General features: G+C 73.5%; 12 protein-coding genes and 1 rRNA gene. 4 read left to right on the plus strand and 9 right to left on the minus strand.

All coding sequences use genetic code 11. The annotated features are described in order from the left end of the window. Positions 1-39: 39 nt before the first annotated feature. The 3 genes from ACGGAQ_RS24195 to ACGGAQ_RS24205 are packed head-to-tail and all read right to left on the minus strand — an operon-like array spanning position 40 to position 6,778. Positions 40-837 carry a class I SAM-dependent methyltransferase gene (locus ACGGAQ_RS24195; protein ID WP_393052668.1) on the minus strand — a complete coding sequence of 266 codons (798 nt, stop codon included), beginning with the start codon at positions 835-837 and terminating at the stop codon, positions 40-42. Continuing rightward, a complete protein-coding gene (locus ACGGAQ_RS24200) occupies positions 834-5,111 on the minus strand; it encodes an alpha-(1->3)-arabinofuranosyltransferase (protein WP_393052669.1) in 4,278 nt (1,425 codons plus the stop codon). The genes ACGGAQ_RS24195 and ACGGAQ_RS24200 overlap by 4 nt, the downstream gene beginning before the upstream one ends. Next, complete coding sequence (locus tag ACGGAQ_RS24205) at positions 5,108-6,778, minus strand: substrate-binding domain-containing protein (RefSeq protein WP_393052671.1); 1,671 nt, start codon at positions 6,776-6,778, stop codon at positions 5,108-5,110. The genes ACGGAQ_RS24200 and ACGGAQ_RS24205 overlap by 4 nt, the downstream gene beginning before the upstream one ends. Before the next feature lie 257 nt (positions 6,779-7,035). On the opposite strand from ACGGAQ_RS24205, the gene ACGGAQ_RS24210 reads away from it, so the two are divergent. Then, positions 7,036-8,196 carry a glycosyltransferase family 4 protein gene (locus tag ACGGAQ_RS24210; protein ID WP_393052673.1) on the plus strand — a complete coding sequence of 387 codons (1,161 nt, stop codon included), beginning with the start codon at positions 7,036-7,038 and terminating at the stop codon, positions 8,194-8,196. A gap of 57 nt (positions 8,197-8,253) precedes the next feature. Here ACGGAQ_RS24210 and ACGGAQ_RS24215 read toward each other — a convergent pair whose 3' ends face one another. Both ACGGAQ_RS24215 and ACGGAQ_RS24220 read right to left on the minus strand, forming a co-directional pair. After that, positions 8,254-8,421, minus strand: a complete 168-nt coding sequence (locus ACGGAQ_RS24215) for a hypothetical protein (protein ID WP_158609830.1) — start codon at positions 8,419-8,421, stop codon at positions 8,254-8,256. After that, positions 8,418-10,136 carry a hypothetical protein gene (locus ACGGAQ_RS24220; RefSeq protein ID WP_393052675.1) on the minus strand — a complete coding sequence of 573 codons (1,719 nt, stop codon included), beginning with the start codon at positions 10,134-10,136 and terminating at the stop codon, positions 8,418-8,420. The genes ACGGAQ_RS24215 and ACGGAQ_RS24220 overlap by 4 nt, the downstream gene beginning before the upstream one ends. Positions 10,137-10,273: 137 nt before the next feature. Here ACGGAQ_RS24220 and ACGGAQ_RS24225 point away from each other — a divergent pair, with 137 nt between their 5' ends. Together ACGGAQ_RS24225 and ACGGAQ_RS24230 are read left to right on the plus strand one after the other, a co-directional pair. Continuing rightward, complete coding sequence (locus tag ACGGAQ_RS24225) at positions 10,274-12,496, plus strand: hypothetical protein (RefSeq protein WP_393052677.1); 2,223 nt, start codon at positions 10,274-10,276, stop codon at positions 12,494-12,496. Between the two features lie 20 nt (positions 12,497-12,516). Continuing rightward, a complete protein-coding gene (locus tag ACGGAQ_RS24230; protein ID WP_393052706.1) occupies positions 12,517-13,779 on the plus strand; it encodes a polysaccharide biosynthesis protein in 1,263 nt (420 codons plus the stop codon). Positions 13,780-13,797: 18 nt separating this feature from the next. On the opposite strand, the gene nudC is transcribed toward ACGGAQ_RS24230, so the two are convergent. Then, positions 13,798-14,718 (minus strand): NAD(+) diphosphatase, encoded by a 921-nt coding sequence (nudC, locus tag ACGGAQ_RS24235; RefSeq protein WP_393052679.1) that lies wholly within the window; start codon positions 14,716-14,718, stop codon positions 13,798-13,800. Between the two features lie 200 nt (positions 14,719-14,918). On the opposite strand from nudC, the gene ACGGAQ_RS24240 reads away from it, so the two are divergent. Then, positions 14,919-16,742 (plus strand): VanW family protein, encoded by a 1,824-nt coding sequence (locus tag ACGGAQ_RS24240; protein WP_393052681.1) that lies wholly within the window; start codon positions 14,919-14,921, stop codon positions 16,740-16,742. A gap of 40 nt (positions 16,743-16,782) precedes the next feature. Here ACGGAQ_RS24240 and ACGGAQ_RS24245 read toward each other — a convergent pair whose 3' ends face one another. The 3 genes from ACGGAQ_RS24245 to rrf all read right to left on the minus strand — a co-directional run. Next, complete coding sequence (locus ACGGAQ_RS24245; RefSeq protein ID WP_393052682.1) at positions 16,783-17,718, minus strand: cyclase family protein; 936 nt, start codon at positions 17,716-17,718, stop codon at positions 16,783-16,785. Positions 17,719-17,756: 38 nt separating this feature from the next. Continuing rightward, complete coding sequence (locus ACGGAQ_RS24250) at positions 17,757-17,987, minus strand: hypothetical protein (protein WP_393052684.1); 231 nt, start codon at positions 17,985-17,987, stop codon at positions 17,757-17,759. 97 nt (positions 17,988-18,084) lie between these two features. Then, a 5S ribosomal RNA gene (gene rrf / locus ACGGAQ_RS24255) occupies positions 18,085-18,169 on the minus strand; the annotation flags it as partial.

The raw sequence follows: 18,169 nt of genomic DNA on the forward strand, positions 1-18,169 counted from the left end.
CGAGGTTACTACCTGGTCACATTGCAACGCGACCCCCGGTCAGCTCTGTTTTTCCGCCGCGCCGCCCGGTTCCTGACCGGTTCGCCGCAGGACGAGCACGAAGTTCCAGGACACGACCTCGCGTACGCCGGGCACCCGGACCACCCAGCGGGCCCACCACGGGTGGTAACGCGGCAGCGCGTCCAGCACCTCGACGTCACCGCTGCCGCGCGCCCAGCGCAGGGCGTCCGAGATGGTGACCGGAAAGAGTGTCTCGCGGTAGCGGTTCTTCGGCGGCCGGCCCATCCTCCGCTGGTAACGCCGGCGGGCCCGGTCGCCGCCGAGGTAGTGCCAGGGTGCCGTCTCGTGCCCGCCCCACGGCGACAGCCACGGGGTGAACGACACGAAGAGCACACCACCCGGCCGAGTCACCCGGGCCATCTCGTCAAGCATCCGGCTCGGCGCGGAGACGTGTTCCAGCACGTTCGAGGAGAACGTCACGTCCACACTGGCGGACCGGACCGGCAGGGAGGTGCCGCTGCCCCGCAGCATGCCGGCGACCGAGTCCCCGGCGGCGGAGAAGTCGCCGACGTCCGGGTCGAGGCCCACGTACCGGGCACCGGCGGCGCGGAAGGCGGAGGCGAAGTACCCCGGCCCGCCTCCGACGTCCAGCACGGTCCGCCCGGCGAGCGCGGTGTAGCCCGCCACCTGACGTACCGAATCCCCGGCCAGCAGACCGTAGAAGTGGTCCGGGTCGGTCTGCTCGACCAGGAACGCCCGAAACAGCGTCACCGAGCGGCCCAGTGTGGCGAACCGCCGGTACGCCCCCCGGCCAGCCACCCCGTCTGCTGTGGTCATCGCGCCATCGTCCCGTCCTCGTCCTCGTCCTGGTCCCTGGTCCGTGGTTCCGGCCGCGCCGGGCCCACAGTCGTCCGCTGCGGGGGCGGGTCCGTCGCCGGCTCGTCCCCGCCCGCCGCCGTTCGCGCGGCCGGTGTGCCGGGTGCCGGGATCACCGCCGCGGTGACCGCACCGATCGCGACAAGCATCGCCGCCTGCACCCACGGGCCGTACGCCCACTCCTGCCCGTGGCCCTGCAACCGGCCCGCCACCGCGGTCACCGTGGCGACCGCCAGGCCGCCGAGCACCACCACCGGCAACGCCCGGATGGCGAGCTGCCGCAGCAGCATCGCGGCCAGCACGATCGCCACCGGCAGCACCCCGCCCAGGGCGGCGAGCAGCACCACCAGCAGGACGCCGATCGCCCACGCCGGGCCTTCGGCCGGGATCGTCCGGTCCACCCCGGCGCGGCGGCGGACCGGCCACGCGGCCAGCAGAAACACCACGAGCGCGGAGAACGCACCCGCCGCCAGAGCGCCCCGGTACGTCCGGTCCGGCGCGAAGACCAGCCGGACGTCGGCGGCGTCACCGGCGGGCAGCACCCACGCCTGCTGCCAGCCGTCCACCCGGGTCGTGGCCAGCTTCTGACCAGCGAGGGTGGCCGTCCAGCCGGCGTTGGCGTTCTCCGGCACCACCAGCAGCGCCGCGCCACCGGCTGCCACGCGGACCCGCCGGTCCGTCGGGTCCCAGTCGAGCACTGTCACCTCGCGGTGCCGGGCCGCCGGCACCGCCGCCTCCGGACGCAGGGTGGCGTCCTGCACCACGAAACCGGCCGACGGTACGGTCGCCAGCTGGTGCCCTCCCGCCGGGAGGTCCACCACCGCTCCCGTGGTGCCACAGATCGTGACCGGCGCCGGCCGGCCGGCCAGCACGTCGGCGAGGGTGGTGGCCACCGAGGTCTGGTAGCGGTAGCCGTCCAGTTCGATGGCCGGTCCGGTGCCGCATTTCTCGGTGATCCGGGTGCCGCCGGACAGCGGGCGGAGCAGGCCGTCCAGCGCCGGGATCTCCACCTCGGCGATGCCGGCGGTGGCGGTCCAGCCGTTACCGCGCCGGTCGGCGACCCGCGCGGCGGTCTCCCGGACCACGATCTCGATCCGGTCCGTTCGCACAGCCGGGAAGCGGACCGTCCCGTCCGCGGCGACCGGCAGCACCCGGCTGCGGCCCGGGGTCCGCACCTCGACCTGGGTGGGCAGCGAGCCGACCGGCAGCTCCGCGGGCCGTAGCCGCACCTCGGCGAGGCGTCGTTGCCCGGGCCACCGCAACCGCAGTGTGGGGCGGAGGTCGCCGGTGTCGGCCAGCCAGGCCGTCCCCGGGTCGCCGTCGACGGCCGCGTAGCCGGCGACGGCCGGGTCGCCGGTCAGGTACGAGGAGACGGTGGCCGCCACCGGTACGCCGGTCAGGGTGAGCTGACCGGCCGGTCGGGGCACGGCGGTGAGCGCCAATCGGTAGTTGCCCGCTGTGGTGCTGCGGAACACCCGGTCGACGCCGAGCGGTTCCTCGCCGGCACGCGCAAGGAAGCGGTCGCACCGCACCACCGAGCCGGCCGGTCGGTCGGCGTCGCCCGCCGACCCGGCGCCCGCCGCGTCCCAACCGGCGCCGGGAGCGGCTGCCGGGAAACAGGCGGACCGGTCGGCCGGGCCTCGACTGAACGACCAGGCGACCGGCCCGTGGAAGCCCTTGGGCAGGTCGTTCGGCGCCTGGAGGGCGCGGCGGGCGGTGGTGCCGGGAATGGTGAGTTCCCGGATGCCAACCCCGCCGTCGCGTCGTTCCCCGGCGACGCCCAAAACCGTGACCCGTATGCGGCTGGTGGATCCGGGCAGCGTGTAGTACGAGTGCCCACCCAGCGTGTCGGCCACCTCGTGGTCCACCGAGCCCCGGTCGGTGGTGATCCGGAACCGGGTCACCGGCCAGCCCACCCCGAGGTCGTCGACGAACGCCAACGACACGGTGTCCACCGCGCGCGGGGTGTCCAGGTCCACCTGGAGCCACTGGCCGACCGGCCCGGCCAACGGCGCGGAGTGCCACGCGGTGGCGTACTCGCCGTCCACGGCGGCGAACGGCAGGTGCGACGGGTCGGCGGGGGCGAGGTTGTCCACGAAGCTGGTCGCGGTGCTCGCGCTGACCTCCCGCACCCCCTGGTAGGTGGCGACGGTCTGGTGCCGCTTGCCGGGGAACGGCAGCAGGTCGAGGGCCACCCGACCCTGCCGGCCGGCTTCCGTGGCGGTCAGCGTCTGGCTGACGTTGTCCCGCACCCGGCCAATGTCACGCTCCCGGCGGCGCAGCCCGTCGGTGACGATCCACCTCTCGTCCCCCACCTCGGCGCGGTCCCCGGCCAGCACCACCGGCCGGTCCCGCTCCACCAGCCCCTGTTCCAGCAGGGGAAGCAGGGACTCCGGACCGCCGCTGACCGTCGGCACATCGTCGGTGAGCACCGCCGAGGCGGCCGGCACCGGGCGCTGCACCTCGTACACCTCGATGGCCGGCACCGGCCCGGCGTCGTCGTCGACCGGGCTGCCCGGCGTGCGACCGGCAGCGGTCGTGCTCCCGAAGGTCGCCACCCGTGCGATGCCCGGCGAGTCGGTCAGCGCACGGCGCAGCACCGCGACCGGCGGAGCGTCCACCTGGCTCCGGTCGATGTCGTTGCGCAGCAGCACGTGCCGGAAGCCGGCACGGGCCAGGAAGTCGGCCAGCCCTGCCGACCCCCGACCACCGGCCAGGACGGTCTCGACCGTGTCCATCACCCGCGTGTTGCCGGCCGAGCCGAGCGGGATCTGGTTCCGCACCGCCCAGGGTGCTCCGGCCAGCGCCTGGAGCGGCTCGTCGACAGTGCGCCCCCACTCGTACTGGCCGAAGCCGGACCCGGGCACCATCAACGTCCGGGCCAGCGCGTCCCGGTCGGCCAGCCAGGTGGCCGCGGACCGCCAGTGCGGCGGCAGGTCCGACCAGCCGGGCCCGGGTCTCAGCTGACCCAGCCAGGCCGGCGCGGCGGCGCCCAGGACCAGCAGCAGCACCGGTACGAGCGCCAACGGTCGCAGCCGGATGCCGGGCCGGCGCCGGGCGGCGGCGTTGTGCAGCCGGGTGACCACCGCGTCCACGCCATGCGCGAAGCCGAGCATCAGCGGCAGGCGCAGCACCGGGTCGAGTTTGTGCACGTTGCGGAACGGGGCCAGCGGGCCGTCCAGCAACTCCCGGACCGGCCCCGAGAGCGGGCTGTCCAGGCTGCCCACGTAGCCCATGGTGAGCAGGGTCAGCCCGGCCAGGAAGCCGAGCACCAGGAAACGCCGTTCCGGCAGGAGGTTGCCGGCCAACCCGGCCAGCCCGATCAACGCGACAAGCGCGGTCAGCGCCATCAGCACGGGGTGGTCGATCAGCAGCCAGCCCGCCGGCCACCACGGATCCCCCTGGACGATGTACGCCACCCACTGGTTGGTGCCCCGGACGGCCTGGAAGAGCGAGGCCACCCCGGTGGTCGTGGTGGACGACTCGATGTAGTCCAGGAACGGCAGGCTGTACTCGCCGAGCAGCAGCAGCGGCACGATCCACCACAGGCACACCGCGACGACACCGAGGCACCACCAGCCGACCAGGCGCAGGTGGGCCCGGTCCCAGCGACGGGTCAGCAGCCAGATCCCGGGCAGCAGCAGGGCCAGCAGGACCACTGCCGCGTTGATCCCACCCATGCCGAGCACGGCCAGCGCGGAGAGCGCCGCGGCCCGACGTGGCGAGCCGATCCGGCGGGCCTGCACGAGCGGCAGCAGCACCCACGGCAGCAGCGCCGCGGCCAGCGTCTCCGAGGACAGGGCGCCGATCTCGGTGAGCATCCGGGGTGCGAGCGCGTAGCCGAGCGCGGCCGCGTACCGGGTCGGTTCGGTGCCGATGTTCAACGCCCGGGCCAGCCGGAGCAGCCCGTAGAACGCCACCGCCAGCAGGAGCGCGGTCCAGGCCCGCTGCGTGATCCACGCTGGCACACCCAGCAGCTGACCGCCGGCGAAGAACGGCCCCATCGGAAAGAGGTAGCCGTACGCCTGGTTCTGCAGCTCGCCGGAGGTCGCCTCCGGGTTCCACAGGTGCAGCGCGCGGTCCAGGAAGTGGATCGGGTTCGCGGCCAGGTCGAGCTTGGTGTCGAAGGTGACCTGGCCGGGCCGCTGCCCGAAGGCGATCGCGACGAGCAGCAGCAGCGACAGCGGGGTCCAGGGCGCCCCGCGTACCAGCCGGCGGACGTGCGGTCGGCTCATCGGCGGCAGTCCGGCGGCAGGCAGCTCAGGTCGGCGAGCGCGGAGAAGAAGATCTGCCGGATGCCGCTGGGCTGCTCGGTACGGAACACCCGGCCGCCGGTGACCTTGACGATCGCGTTCAGCTCGTCCGGGTCGACGTCCCGACCCAGCCCGATGAAGATGATCGGCAACGGCCGGCGGGGGTCCTGCAACCGGGTCAGCTCGGCCAGGAACTTCGCCCGGCCGATGCTGTCCTCGTCCTCGTTCCGCCCGTCGGTCATGACCAGCACCAGGTTGATCCGGCCGGGCGTCCAGTGCTGCCGGGCGTCCTGGTACGCGGCCAACGTCGCGTCGTACAGCCCGGTGCCCCCGCCGGTCTTGACCCGGACGGCGGCCAACCGGTCGGCGAGCCGGGCACGCTGGGCGCGCAGCGGGGCGACGGGCAGGATCTCCCGGTAGTCCCGGTCCCCGTCCACCTTCGTGGAAAAGACCCAGATCCCCAGCTCACTGTTGTCCAACAGCAGACCGGCTCCCTCGCGGGCGGCCTTCACGGTCGCCGCGAGCCGGGTCTCGCCGGTGCCGGGCACCGGGGCTGCCATCGAGCCGGAGACGTCGATGACGGTGAGGATTCGCGCGCTGCGCTGCACGCCGCTCCAGCCGTTCAGCACCTCGGTGACCGTCTCCTCGGCGGGCAACGGCACGGGTCGGCGCTCCTCGGCCCGCAGTCGACCGTCGTCGGGAATTGCCGGAGGGAAGCCGGACGCCGTCCGGAAGCCGAACCCGAGCAGCGTGTCCCGGGACTCGACAGTGAGCAGGTTGGTCAGGAAGCCGGCGGCCGCATCCCGGACGTGACCACGCGCGGCGGGCAGCACCACGTACGGCAGGTCCAGCGACGGCACGCCGATCTCCGGGTACGCGGCGACCAACCTGTTCGAGCCGGCCAGCGCGTTGTGGTCGAGCACGGCCTGCTCGCTGGCCGCGACCGCCTGGGCCCTGTTGGCCAGCCCGCCCCCAGGCGCCAGGACGCCCCCGCCCTCGCCGGCGGAGAACGTCTCGCCCGCGAGCCGGCGCAGCACGGCTGCCATCGCGGCAGCCGGTTGCCGCTCACCGGCGACCAGCGCGCGTACCCCGAGCAGCGCGGCGACCCCGGACGGGTCGGCGGCCGGGTCCGGCACTCCCACCGGAGTCGGACGGGCCTTCGGTCCGATCAGCGACGCCCAGGTCACCTGCTTCGCCGGCCACCCCAGCCGGCGCGCGGTCGGCTCGGTCACCGCGAGCACCACCGGGGTGCTCGCCACCGAGGTGCCCTCGCCAGGCACCTCGAAGGCCCCGCCAGCCCGGGCCCGGCGCAGCCAGAACGTGGATTCCGGCAGCCAGGCGTCGGCGACGTCCACCGCGTTGGCCAGGTCCCCGGCCACGGTGGCGGACTCCCGGGCCTGCACGTCGATCGACACGCACGGCTGGCGACCGACGCTTGCCCGCACGATCCGGTCGAGGGCCGGAGCGATCACCGGCGCGGCGGCCACCCGCAGCCGAACCCGCTCGGCGCACTCCGGCACGCCCCGGTCCGCTCGCACGTAGGTCACGGCGGCCCAGCCGGTCAACAGCAGCACCAGGGCTGCGCTGAGCAGCACCACCGGGGAGCGACGGAAGAGGGAGCGCACCGGCGCGAGTCCGTCGCGCAGCACCGCCGGCCACCTCCTCGTCACATACCGGCGCGTCCGTGCGCAGGTCGGAATCCATCGCGGCGGTCGGGCGGCGCCACCTGGACGCCGGCCGCCGCACGCGGTTGCGTTGCACACCCTGCCAAGGTTTTCCGTCGCCGGCAAACCCCGATCGACGAGCGGTTATCCGAGTTTCGCTGCCGGTGCGACCCATTGCGCCCACCGGCCGGGCAGCCCTAGGGTGGCGCGATCGTGCTCACTTACTCATCGGTAGGAGCAGCGTGGACCCCTCCGTCGCCCCCACACGCCACGTCCTGTTCCTCAACTGGCGCGACACCACCAACCCGGAAGGTGGTGGCTCCGAGGTCTACCTCGAGCGGATCGCCGCCGAACTGGTCGCCATGGGCCACCGGGTGACCCTGCTCTGCGCCGCGCACGGCAACGCCGGTCCGGCGGAGACCACCGCCGAGGGCGTCCGCGTGCTGCGCCGCGGTTCCCGGCACACCGTGTACGCCCGCGCCGCGCTTACCTGTCTCGCCGGCCGGTTCGGCCTCGGCCCGCTCGGCCGGCGCGGCCTGGGCCGGCCCGACCTGGTGATCGACGTCTGCAACGGGGTGCCGTTCTTCGCGCCGCTGTACGCCGGCCGCCCGGTGATCGCGCTGGTGCACCACGTGCACCGGGAGCAGTGGCCGGTCGTCTTCGGCCCGTGGATGGCCCGGCTGGGCTGGTGGATCGAGTCGTGGTTGGCCGTCCGGCTCTACCGCCGCTGCCGGTACGTCACCGTCTCGGAGGCCAGCCGGGCGGAGCTGGCCGCACTGGGGGTGGCCGCCGAGCGGATCGACGTGGTGCCCAACGGCACGCCCCCGGTGACCGGCCCACCGTTGCCGCGCACCCCACACCCCTCGCTGCTGGTGCTCGGCCGTCTGGTCCCGCACAAGCGGGTGGAGATCGCATTGCGCGCCGTCGCCGAACTGATCGGCGAGCTGCCCGACCTCGAGCTGGTGGTGGCGGGCCAGGGCTGGTGGGAGCAGCCGCTGCGGGAGCTGTGCGACTCGCTCGGCATCGCCGACCGCGTCCGGTTCACCGGCTTCATCAGCGAGGAGGAGAAGCACGCCGTACTCTCCTCGGCCTGGGTGGCGCTCACCCCGTCGATCAAGGAGGGCTGGGGGCTCACCATCGTCGAGGCCGCCGCGCGCAGCACCCCGACGGTGGCCTTCCGCTACGCCGGCGGGGTCGCCGAGGCGATGGTCGACACCGAAACCGGCCTGCTCGTCGACGACGAAGCCGAGTTCACCGACCAGGTGCGCGAACTGCTGGCCGACGACGTGCGGCGCAAGGCGATGGGGGAGGCGGCGCTGCACCACGCGTCCCGCTTCACCTGGACGGCGACCGGGGCCCGCTTCGCCCAACTGGTGACCCAAGCGACCGGCCGGGCCGACTGACTCCGAGCACCACGAAAAGGGCACCCGCGACCAGCGGGCGCCCTTTCGTCGTCTGACTTAGCGCGTGCCGTACAGCGGAGGCTCTGCGCCCTGCTCACCATTGACGTTCGTGGTGGCAGCCTCCTTGGCGGACGGGCTGAGCACATTCGCCAGACCGACGCTACCGAGCAGGCCGAGCACGACCCCGAGCACCCCGACGGCAACGAATGCGGGCAGGTTCCTCATCCACCTTCTCCTTCCGCGGGACTCGCGTGCCGGGACGCTACCACGCGGTAGCGTGCGCGCGCAGTGCCCGAAAAACCGATGGCCAGCACCACCGTTCCGGCCAGCAGATGGGCGAGCCCGACCGGTCCGGGCCGGGTTGGCGCGGGCGGTGGAGACCAGCGCGGGTTCTCGTACAGGGTCAGCTCTGGCCCATCGTGGACGATCCGCAGCCCGACCAGGGACGTCGGCGGCGGCGCCGGCCCCGCCCCCCGCTGCACCAGCACCCAGCGCGAGCCGGCCGCCGACACCGGCGTGCCGGCGGCGAGGAGTTCCCGCACCCGCGCGGCGCGCGGATCCTCGCCGGCCACCGCCAGCCCACCAACGCGCAGCGTGTCGTCGATCAGCACCGGCACGCCGAGGTACCGGGGCGCCGTGTCGATCACCACTTGGCCGCGGTTCCACCCGTAGCGCTGGTACTCCTGGAACGGCAGGGAGATCACCTCACCGGGCCGCTGCTCGACCAGCCGCGCCACCGCGGTCCAGTCCGCCGGCCAGGCCACCGGTCGGAGCCGACCCGCAGCGCCGAACGCCAGGTCGGGCAGGAGCGCCACCGGCAGCAGCGCGGCACCGACCAGCAGCACCCGACCGGTGGTCGGGTCGAACCGGGCGGCGAGCCGGTCGGCAAGGCGTTCCGCGCCGAGCGCCCCGGCCACCGCCAGGGCCAACGCGTACGGGATGAGCAGCTTCTGACCGTCCCGGATCAGACCCGCGCCGGGCAGCGTCGCGACCAGCCAGCCGAGCAGATCCGCGCCGCCGGGCAGCGCACCGAGCGCCGCCACCAGCCACGAACCGGCCGCGAGCAGGCCGAGGCGGCCGGCCACCGGAGCGGGCCAGCGCCGGAACAGCAGCGGTACGCCGTACCCGGCGACGGCCAGCACCAGCACGGTGACCAGGGGCACCAGCAGCGCACCCCGGGAGGCCGGCGTGGTCTGCCCGTTCCAGATGCCACCGGTGCCGGCGAGCGCCACCAGCGGCCCCGCCCAGTTCTCCGCCCGGGCCGCGAACGCCAGCACACCGGCCGGGTCCGACCTGCCGCTGCCGGTACTCACGAAACCGGCCACCAGCCACGGCGCGTTGAGCAGCACCGTCGCACCCAGCGCGGTCGAAACCGCCCGGGCCGCCCCCCGATACCGTCCGGGCAGCAGCACCGCGATCGCCACCAGCGCGATCACCCCGCCACTCGGGGTGATCGCCGATGCCGCCGCGGCGAGCAGCAGCCGCGGCAGCGCGCCGGGCCGGCCGGTCCGTACCCCGATCGCCGCCCGGACCAGCCACGGCAGCGCGGCGTACGCCACCAGCAGTCCCCACTGGCCGACGAGCAGCCTCTCGGCCAGGTACGGCGTCCAGGCGTACCCGAGGGCGGCCACCACCCGGACCGCGACCCGGTCGGTCGGCACCAGCCGGGCCGCGCCGAGCGCCGCGAGGTAGATGATCGCCACCAGCACCAGCCGTTGCAGCAGCCACCCCGGCACCAGTTGGTTGGCCAGCGCGACCACGGCGTCCTGCGGGACGGCCCGGGGCAGCGCCGAGGCCGGGGCGATCACCTCCCAGCTCAACGCCTGCCGGGGCACGAAGACCATGTCGTAGCGGAGCACGTAACCGGGGAGCAGCAGCGGCGCCAGGACCACCGCCGTGACGGCGGCGGCGACGCCGTGCGGCACCATCCGTTCGCGCATCCTGACGACCCCACCCCGATCCGGCCCGACCACCCGTCGCGCTGGTGGCGGCCACTGTACGCGGACCACCCGGCGGCCCCCGAACCATCCGTTGACCTGATGGGGCCGCCCGTCATCCGTGTGGCAGTCTTCCCGCCATGGCATTGACCGGATCCGAGGTGGGCGCGGCGCGTGGCGAAACCGGCGGGGCCGGTGGACGGGTACGCACCGATCCGATCCGGCCCCTCGCCGTCACGATGATCGTGGTCAGCGTGCTGTGGCGGGCCCAGATCGCCTCCCGCGGTTACCTGGCGGCCGACGACTACGTGCTGGTCACGCAGTCCAGCGAATCGGCCCTCACCCCGGGCTTCCTGCTCACCCTCTACAACAACCACTTCATGCCGGGCGGCCGACTGCTCACCTGGCTGGTGACCGACGCCTTCGGGCTCACCTACTGGCCGTACGTGCTGTTGATGGCGGCCGGTCAGGCGGTGCTCTCCGTCGCGTTCTACCGGCTGCTGCGCGACCTGCTGCGACCGAGCAGGCTGCTGCTCGTCCCGCTCGGGATGTTCCTGTTCAGCCCGCTGACGCTGGAGGCGACCTCGTGGTGGGCGGTCGGGGCGAACATGCTGCCGATGCAGTTGAGCATGGTGCTCGCCGTCGGCGCCCAGCTCAGGTACGTCCGCACCCGCCGCAAGCGGCACCTGCTGTCGCTGGCTCTCTCCGTACTCCTGGGTCTGCTCTTCTTCGAGAAGGCACTGCTGGTCGTACCGCTGGTCTTCCTCTTCACCGTCTGCTTCCTCACCGACGGCGGGCCGGTCCGCTCGGTGCTGACGACGCTGCGTCGCTGGTGGCCGTCCTGGCTGGTGCTGACCGCGCTGGTCGGCGCGTTCGCCGCGGTCTACCTGCAGCGCGCCGAGTCGTCCGTGCGCCGGCCGGAGTCGGTGGGTGAGGTGCTGTCCTTCTTCACCCAACTGTTCGGTTCCACGCTCGTGCCGGGTCTGCTGGGCGGGCCCTGGGGCTGGCTCGGCGCGGGGGACGGGTCGCCGGTGGTCGCGCCGCCCGACCTCGGCCGCTGGATCTCCTGGGCGGTCTTCGCCGCGCTGATCGTGCTGACGGTGAAGCGGGACCGCAGGGCCACCCGCGCCTGGGTCCTGCTCGGCGGCTACCTGATCATCGCCACGACGCTGCTGGCGGCCACCCGGCTCGGCTCCGTGTTCAGCGGCGTCGCCGGCGGGGTGCCCCGCTACGTCAGCGACGCCGTGGTGGTCGCCGCCATCTGTGTCGGTGTCGCTCTCGTCGGGGTTGCCCGACCGACGCCGACCGACGGCGAACCAACCGACGGCGAGGCGTCCCCGCCCGCCGGGGCTCCCGCACCGTCCGCTGACGCGAAGCCGGCTGCCGCACCGAGCGCGGCAGAGCCCGACGTGCCGCGCTCGGAGCCGTCGCCGGCCACACCGCGCTCCGGCGTCGCGGCCTACTCGTCCCGGGCCGGTGTGATCCACGCCGAGGCCCCGGACGACCCGTACCACGGGCCGGCCGCCGAGCCGAGGACCGAGCCGGATCCCGAGTTCGATCCGGAGCCGGCAGCCGAGGCCCCGGCGACGGCGCGGCCCTCCGCGGAGCGCGAGCCGGACGTCCCGGCGTCGTCCGCGGCCGGCGGACGGGAGCGGCGGCCTTCGACACCAGTGCCGCCGGACTGGCTGGGGCCGGTGCCCGAGCGGTACCGCGAGGTCGTGACGGCTGGTCTGGCGCTCCTGCTGGTGGCCGCGATGTTCGGCACGGTCTGGACCACGTCGCGCTACGGCGACGAGTGGGCGAAGAAGTACGGCCGGTCCTACCTCGACACGGCCCGGATCGAGCTGGCCAGCGCCCCGCCCGGCACCGTCTTCTTCGACACGCCGCTCCCGAGCCAGGTGTTGTCGAGTCTGTCCTGGCCGTACAACTACCAGTCCCGGTTCTTCGCCGCCGCCGGCTCCCGCCCGGAGTTCGTGAAGGACACGGAGAACGCCTCGATACTCGACGGCCTGGGGCGGGTCCAGGTGGCCACCATCCAGGGCAGCAACGTCGTGCCCGGCCCGCAGGAGGGCTGCGGCTACCTGGTGCAAGCCGGTCAGACCGTCCGGATACCGCTGGACAAGCCACGGCACCACTGGGACTGGGTCGTCCGCATCGGGTACCTCAGCTCGGCCGATGGCACTGCGGTGCTGCGCTTCGGGCAGGGCAGCCACACGTTCCCGGTCAAGAGGGGCCTGAACCAGCGCTTCTTCGAGATCACCGGCGGTGACGGCGCGGTGGAGCTGACGGTGACCGGCGGGCCGGACCTGACGCTCTGCACGAACGAGATCACCGTCGGCGACGTGGTACCGAAGCCCGAGTGACCACCGAGGAACCCCGGCTGGTGGCGGACCCGGCCCAGCCCGGTGCGGCGGAGCGCCCCGCCCGCGACACGGGGGTCGTGCGGCTCGGTGTCGCCGGAGCGGCGGTCACCGCCGCCACCATGCTGACCAACGGGTTGGCCTACCTGGTCCCGATGCTCGGTGCCCGCCAGCTGACCGCCTCCGACCTGGGTGCGCTGGCCACGGTGCTGGCACTCGGCGCCATCGCGGCGGTGCCCGGGTTCGGCCTGCAGATCGCGGTGGCCGCCCATCGCGCCCGGTCGGGGCCCAGCGGGACGACACGACTGGCGCTGCGCACCGCCGCCTTCACCGCCGGGATGACCCTCGTCGCGGCACCGGTACTCACGGTGGCGCTCCGGCTCCCGGTCGCGCTGACCCTGCTGCTCGCCCCGACCACCTTCGCCACCGTGCTGGCCGGTCGCTGGCTCGGCGAGCTCCAGGGTGACCAGCGGTTCCTGCGGCTCTCCGGCGCGATGACCGGGCTCGCCGCCGGGCGCTACGGCGGTCTCATCGTCGGGCTCGCCCTCGGCTGGGGACCGGTCGGCTCCCTGCTGCTCGGCACGCTGGCCGGCTTCGTCGTCCTCCCGCTGCTGGCCCGGCTCGCCGCGCCCGCCGCCCCCAGCGGTCCGGCCCTCGGCGTCCCCGGACCCGGGGTGGCACCAACCTTCGCCGACGACCGCGACCGCACCCTGAGCGGCCGACAGGTGCTGACGGCGTGCGGTGCCACCCTCGCGATGCTGGTCATCTCGTACGCCGACCTGCTCCTCGCCCGCCAACTCCTGCCGGCCAGCGGCTCCGGCGGCTACGCGGTCGGCGCGGTCCTCACCAAGGGCGCGCTCTGGGCGCCGCAGGTGGTCACCCTCCTGGTGCTGCCGCGGCTGGCCTCGGGCGACCGGCGGGCCCGGGCACTCGCGCTGGGGCTGATCGTGGCCTGCGGTGCGGTGCTGGTGGCCGCCGCAGCGGTCGCCGGTGAGCTGGCCTTCCGGCTGGTGGGCGGCGCGGACTACCTGCACCTGGCCGGCGAGGCCCCGCTCTTCGCCGCCACCGGCGCCCTCTACGCGGTGGTGTTCATGCTGGTCAACGAAAGAGTGGCGACCGGTGCCCGCTGGCCGGCCGCGCCGCTCTGGGTGGCCACCGCCGGCCTGGTCGGTGCGGCCCTGCTGGTGGCGCCGCGCACGGTCGAGGGCGTACTGAGCTGCGCGCTGGTCACCGCCGCGCTCACCGCAGCCGTGCTGGTCTGGCTGGCCCGCCCTGCCCGTGGTTGATCCCCGGCGCCGCCCGGGTCAGTCGCCCGCTGCCAACCAGGTGCTCAGCAACTGGTGATCGATCGAGTCGACCCGGCCGAGTGGACGACCGGCGGCGACCCGCTCGCGCAGCTCCGCCCGGCTGAACCAGCGCGCCTCCAACAGCTCCACGCCGTCCACCCGCACCTCCTCGGACGCGACGCGGGCCCGGAAGCCCACCATCAGCCCGGCCGGGAACGGCCACGCCTGCGAACCCTGGTACGCCAGGTCCGTCACGGTGACACCGGCCTCCTCGGCCATCTCCCGGCGGACCGCGTCCTCCAGGCTCTCGCCCACCTCGACGAAGCCGGCCAGCGTCGAGTACGCGTCCGCCGCCGCGCCCGCGTGCCGGGCCAGCAGGCAGCGTTCCGGCGAGCCGGGCGCCTCGACCAGCACGATGATCGCCGGTTCGATCCGGGGGAACAGCAGCCGACCACACTCCGCGCCGGAGCAGGTCCGCACATGCCCGCCACCGCCGGCGACGGCCGCCGCGCCGCAGGTGCCGCAGTACCGCTGCTGCCGGTGCCAGTGCAGCAACCCCCGGGCGTACGCCTGGACCGCCGCGCCGGCCGGGTCGAGCCGCCCGACCAGGGCCCGTACGTCGACAGCCCTTGCCGCACCAGCCATCTCGACGGCGGACTGCTCGCTGAGCCCGGAGAGGTCCACGGCGAACACCGCGATGTCCCCGTCGAGCCCCAGGAAGACGGTCTCGGCGGCGGCCGACCGGACGAGGGACGCGCGGTCGCCCGTCAACCGGACCGGATCGTCCCCGTCGACCAGGCAGCGGTCCCGCCACAACGGCAGCACCACAGTTGTCGGCTCGATCAGCAACGCGTGGAGTCGAGCCGGATCGGTACGCAGCGCGCCCGCCCGGTCCAACCAACCGCCGCCGTACGCCAACACCCGCTCCGCAGTGTCCACCCCGCCACGGTGCCACGGTCGTCGCCGCTCGCCGGCACCGCCCCCTTCGGCCCCGCTTCGGTGAGGGCCTACGCGACACGCCGGGCGACACGCGGTGGCAGCGCGGAGCGGGCGCAGCCCGCGCGGACGGCCGAGCATTGGTTACCGTGGTGTCCTCCGGGAGGGGGGACCTCCCGTGGCACCTGGCGATCGAGGTTGCAGTGACGCTGTACGGCGATAAACGTCCACCCACCGACGACCGGCCCACCGTGCAGGTCACCGCGGTCACCTGGCCGGACGACGGTTCGGATCCGGTCACGCCGCCCACGGCCACCGGCGAGCCGGACAACGGTGGACGCCGTCCGCGCCGGGTGCGGATGCTGCTCGCGGCCGGCGTCACCGGCGGCGTCCTCGCCGCCGTGGCGGGTGCCGGCGCCTGGGCGTACGCCGGGGACGTGCCCCGGGGCACCAGCGTGCTCGGCGCCGAGCTGGGCGGTCGGAGCCGCAGCGCCGCCGACCGGGAGTTGCGGGCTGAGCTGGACCGGCGGGCGGCGGCCCTGGCCGCGCCCCTGCGGGTCACGGTCGGGGAGCGCACCGCCGAGATCAACCCCGCCGAGGTGGGGCTGAGCGTCGACGTGGCGGCCAGCGTGGCCGCGGCGGCCGAGGCCGACGCGCACCCGGTCAGTCGGCTGGTCGGCTCCCGAACCGTCGACCCGGTGGTCACCATCGACGCCGATCGGCTGGACGCGGCCCTGCGCAAGGTGCTCGGCGACCAGGTCCGCCCGATGACGATGCCGGCCATCACCTACCAGGGCACCACCCCGAAGGTCGTACGCCCCAAGCCGGGCCTGGCGTTCGACCCGCAGCGCTCCGCCGACGCGGTCCGCGCCGGGTGGCTGGCCGGCACCCCGGTCACCGTGCCGCTCGTGGAGAGTCAGCCGGCGACCACCGCCGAGGAGCTGGACCGGTTGGTCGCCGAGCTGGCCAAGCCGGCCGTCGCCGCGCCGGTCACCCTGCGCACCGACAAGGGCTCCGTGCAGGTGCCACCGGCGGCCATCGCGAAGAGCCTCCGATTCACCGCCGACAAGGCCGGCAAGCTCACCCCGGCGGTCGACGTCAAGCGGCTGCGCGCAGCCCTCGGCGACGGCCTGCTCGCGATCGAGGTGCCGCCGAAGGACGCGTCGGTGACCATCTCCGGCGGCCGACCCAAGGTCACCGACGGTCGCGCCGGCCAGCAGCTCGACACCGCAGCCCTGGGTCGTGACCTGTTGGCCGTGCTGCCGAAGTCGGATGGACGCGAGGTGACCGGCGAGCTGAAGGCGACACCGCCGGAGCTGACCGCGGAGAAGCTGGCCGGTCTGGGCATCAAGGAGCGGGTGTCCACCTTCACCACGCGGTTCACCGGTGGCATGGCGTCGTCGCGCAGCCAGAACATCGCCACCATCGCCAAGGAGGTGGACGGCACGGTCGTGCTGCCGGGCAAGACGTTCTCCCTGAACGGGCACACCGGCGAACGTGGCTACGAGCAGGGCTACCGGGACGCGCCGGTCATCCTGGACGGCAAGCTGGTGCCGGGCGTCGGCGGTGGCACCTCGCAGTTCACCACCACCCTGTTCAACGCCACCTACTACGCGGGCCTGGAGGACGTCGAGCACAAGCCGCACTCGTACTGGTTCGACAGGTACCCGGCCGTCATCGAGTCGACCATCTTCTGGCCGAGCCTGGACTTCAAGTTCCGCAACAACACCGAGTACGGCCTGCTCATCGACACCTCGTACACGTCGAGTTCGGTGACCGTCTCGATCTGGAGCACGAAGATCTACGACAGCGTCAAGACCGAGTACGGCCCTCGGCGCAACATCACCACGCCGAAGGTCATCCACCTCGAACCCGGCCCGTCGTGCATTCCGAGCAACGGCATCAACGGCTTCGCCCAGGACGCCTTCCGGGTCATCAAGAAGGGCGGTGTGGTCGTCAAGCGGGAGAAGTTCACCTGGCACTACGACGCGGAGCCCCGCTACGTCTGCGGCCCCAAGCCCTCCTGAGCCTCCATGGCCGTCCTGAGCGTCGGCGCTTAGACCGCGGTCAGAAGGTGGCGATCGGGTTGACCGGGCTGCCCGACGTGCCGGCGAAGCGGACCGGCGCGACGGCGAGCTGGAAGTCCCACTGGCCCAGCTCGGCGGCCGTTGTCGTGCACGCCTCCAGGTCGCAGTTGTCGAGCAGCCACAGACCCATCGCGACGAGGCTCACGGCGTGCACCGGCATCAACACGTCGTCGTACCCCGACGGCTGTACGTCCTGCGGGGTGTCGGCGCCGATCAGCGCGACCTTGCGTTCATGCAGCCACGGCAGGCAGGACGCGTGCCAGCCGGCCTGCTTGAAACCGCTGGCCGCACCGGATTCGTGCCGGAAACGGCCGTAGCCGGTCCGCAGGAGCACCGCATCGCCGGGTCGCACCCGGACACCCTGGCGACGCTCGGCCTCCTCCAGATCCTCGGGAACGACACCCTGGCCCGGCTCCAACCACGGCACACCGCGGGCCCCCGCGACGTCCAGCAGCACACCACGCGTGACGATCCCGTTCGCCGCCGCCGTGACGGCCGCCCACGCCGATCCCGTCGCGGCGTCGACCAACGAGTGCGACCGGCCGTTGTACATCGTGCCGTCCCAGAAGAGGTGGCACGGCGAGTCGAGGTGGGTGATGGTGTTGCCGTGGAAGCTCATGCCGAGCCGCTCGTTCGAAAAGCCCCATCGCCGGTCGGCGTGGAAGGCCGTCGGCATGTTCTCCGCACCCGGCATGTCGGCGGCGCACGGACACGCCATCGTCGACCGCTCCATCTCCTCCGGTACGGCGACCTCCCACGCGCAGGACACGCTCCGGCCGTGGCGCACGGCCCGCGCCGCCGCCAGCCGGACGTCGTCGGTGATGTGGTTCAGGGTGCCGAGCTCGTCGTCGTCACCCCACCGTCCCCAGTTCGACAGCGTGTCGAAGTATCCGAGCACGTCGTCCTGAGTGGGCATCTGTCGCTCCGGGGTCATCCCCGCATCGACTCCTCCGGTCACGGGGTCTGATCCTTCGCATCGGCTGACGGCATGGGAACCAGGCGCTCTTCCTGTACTCGGATCTCGGCCCGGTACCGGGGCGCGGACGGGTGCCACATCTCCTCGAACGGCCCCATGACCTCGCCACCGACACCGCGGCGACGACCACGGACGCCCAGCCACGCCAACGCGCTCAGCACTGCGGCCACGCAGCAGGCGAACACCAGGAGGATCAGGAGGTCATCCACAGGAACGAGCCTAGGCCAGGTATCGGCCACCGGCATCGGGCGCCGACGCGGAAACGCAGAAAAGGCCACCCCGAGGGGTGGCCTTTTCTGGAAGATTGTCCGGCGGTGTCCTACTCTCCCACACCCTCACGAGTGCAGTACCATCGGCGCTGGAGGGCTTAGCTTCCGGGTTCGGAATGTGA

This window comes from Micromonospora sp. NPDC047557 (assembly GCF_043205095.1).
Lineage (GTDB): Bacteria > Actinomycetota > Actinomycetes > Mycobacteriales > Micromonosporaceae > Micromonospora.